This window comes from Vasconcelosia minhoensis LEGE 07310, from assembly GCF_015207255.1.
Classification (GTDB): domain Bacteria; phylum Cyanobacteriota; class Cyanobacteriia; order Phormidesmidales; family Phormidesmidaceae; genus Vasconcelosia; species Vasconcelosia minhoensis.
This window is the reverse complement of the sequence record NZ_JADEXG010000149.1, coordinates 1-1,755: the sequence shown is the minus strand read 5'-3', so window position 1 is coordinate 1,755 and position 1,755 is coordinate 1. Positions and strand designations below refer to the sequence as shown.

General features: G+C 49.5%; 1 protein-coding gene. It reads left to right on the top strand.

Annotation, left to right across the window (positions count from 1 at the left end; translation table 11 throughout):
• Positions 1-348 precede the first annotated feature (348 nt).
• Positions 349-975: a GntR family transcriptional regulator gene (locus IQ241_RS25200; RefSeq protein WP_193912563.1), complete on the top strand. Its 627-nt coding sequence runs from the start codon at positions 349-351 to the stop codon at positions 973-975.
• The last annotated feature ends 780 nt before the right edge of the window (positions 976-1,755 follow it).

The window sequence follows — 1,755 nt, the reverse complement described above, 5'->3', positions numbered from 1 at the left end:
AGGGTGGTGATAGCGCTCGTATTCAAGTGCGCTAATGTCGGCTTCGCTGAACTCTAGTTGAATCATGACCGCGGTGTCTTTTGGGTGGGCTAACTCAATTTCACCATGACTATAGAATTAGTTCAAGCCCGAACCGGCTAGAGTATAGCTGATCAAGGGATGGGAATCAATATAGGGGAATTTCAAACAAAAAATGTAGTGCATTTTACAAAGTATAGAATAGACCATATATGATCTACGATTTATTGAAGGAGTGTATAATGTGCTCAAACTACTCGTGGAGTAAAGGGCTTGGCTAAACTTCGGCTCACGTCCTTATCAGGAACGCCTAGAACGACCCATGCTACTGTGGCTGAGCAGCTTCGCAAGGCCATTCTGCTCGGTCAGCTTCCGGCAGGGACTCGGCTAGTGCAGTCAGAATTGTCTGAAGCACTCAATGTCAGCGTCACACCTATTCGGGAGGCCTTACGCGAGCTGAGTACTCAGGGATTAGTAGACCTGGATGCGTTTCGTGGCGCAATAGTACATATGCCGTCTCTTGAGGAGCTAGAAGAGCTCTATGAGATGAGATCGCTGCTCATTCCGCTAAGTGTGAATCGAGCAATTGCCCGACTAACTGAATCTGAGTTAAAGCCTTTTGAAGCTTTGCTGATAAAAATGGAAGCCGAAACCGATCAGACTCGCTGGGTAGAGCTCAACCGCCAGTTTCATAATCTGCTCGATGATCTAGGGCAAACTTCGCAGATTCGGCATGTTTTGCAGCGACTCTCTGACCTTTCAGCAATCTACGTTAACTTATCGTTCTCGATCGTTCCACTGCAAAAAGAAGACTCTGAGCAGGAGCATCGAGTCATTCTTCAGGCTTACCTTAACCGAGATGCCGAAGCTGCGACCAGACTTACTTTGCTGCACCTCAATGCTACGCTAGAGGCGGCTAGAGATGCTCTAACGCGATCGCCTATCTCTGCAAAGTGATAGGCTTCTTAACCATTTCTCGGCTTGGCAAGCGGATTGGGATGTAGTCGAAGGACCGATATCAGCGCCAACGACCTGCTGGCAAATTGTATGCTTAGGCTTCTGAAAGGGCTTTCCTTAGTTAACTAGCTGGACATAGAACCGGTTTTTCCCATTTAGCTTTCGACGCACCAGGCGGACCTACTTCACCGGGTTGTTCAGGCCGTGCAAGATGACGGGGTCATGCTGTGCGATGAGCGGTTTCAGCATCAGTCCTTTCCAGACGAAAATTCATCTCGCCGCTTCATCGCCGAGCGCTCAGACTTGCCCTCTAACGAATCGAGCTGGTTTTTACCCTTGAACCGAACCCGCCTTGCTCGGCCTAGGGGGAGTTTTCGAGCCGCTTGCAAGCACGGGTTCCCAGCTTCTGCGCGGTATCTGCGTCGATATGGGCTCCAATCCAGCTGCCGCCACCGTTACGAATACGAATGGCATAGCCCTGCAAGGCGTAGTCGCTGAATTCATAAGCTTCCCAGGCTTGCTGAAAGGCAGCGGCCCGGTCTGGGTTTGACTTGCCGCCCTGGGTCTTCGGCAGTGCCCGAGCAAACTGGTCTAAACTGAAATGGACCCCAGAGACTGAACAACATGAAAGGGCAGTTAAGCTCTGAAAGATCTACGTAGTTAATACGCTTTCAACGAGTATGACACATCAACTGACTTTCTCATCTACTTTCTGCATAAACCTCATCTGGTGTTCGATAATTCAGCGACTGATGCAGTCTTTGTCGGTTATACCAATGA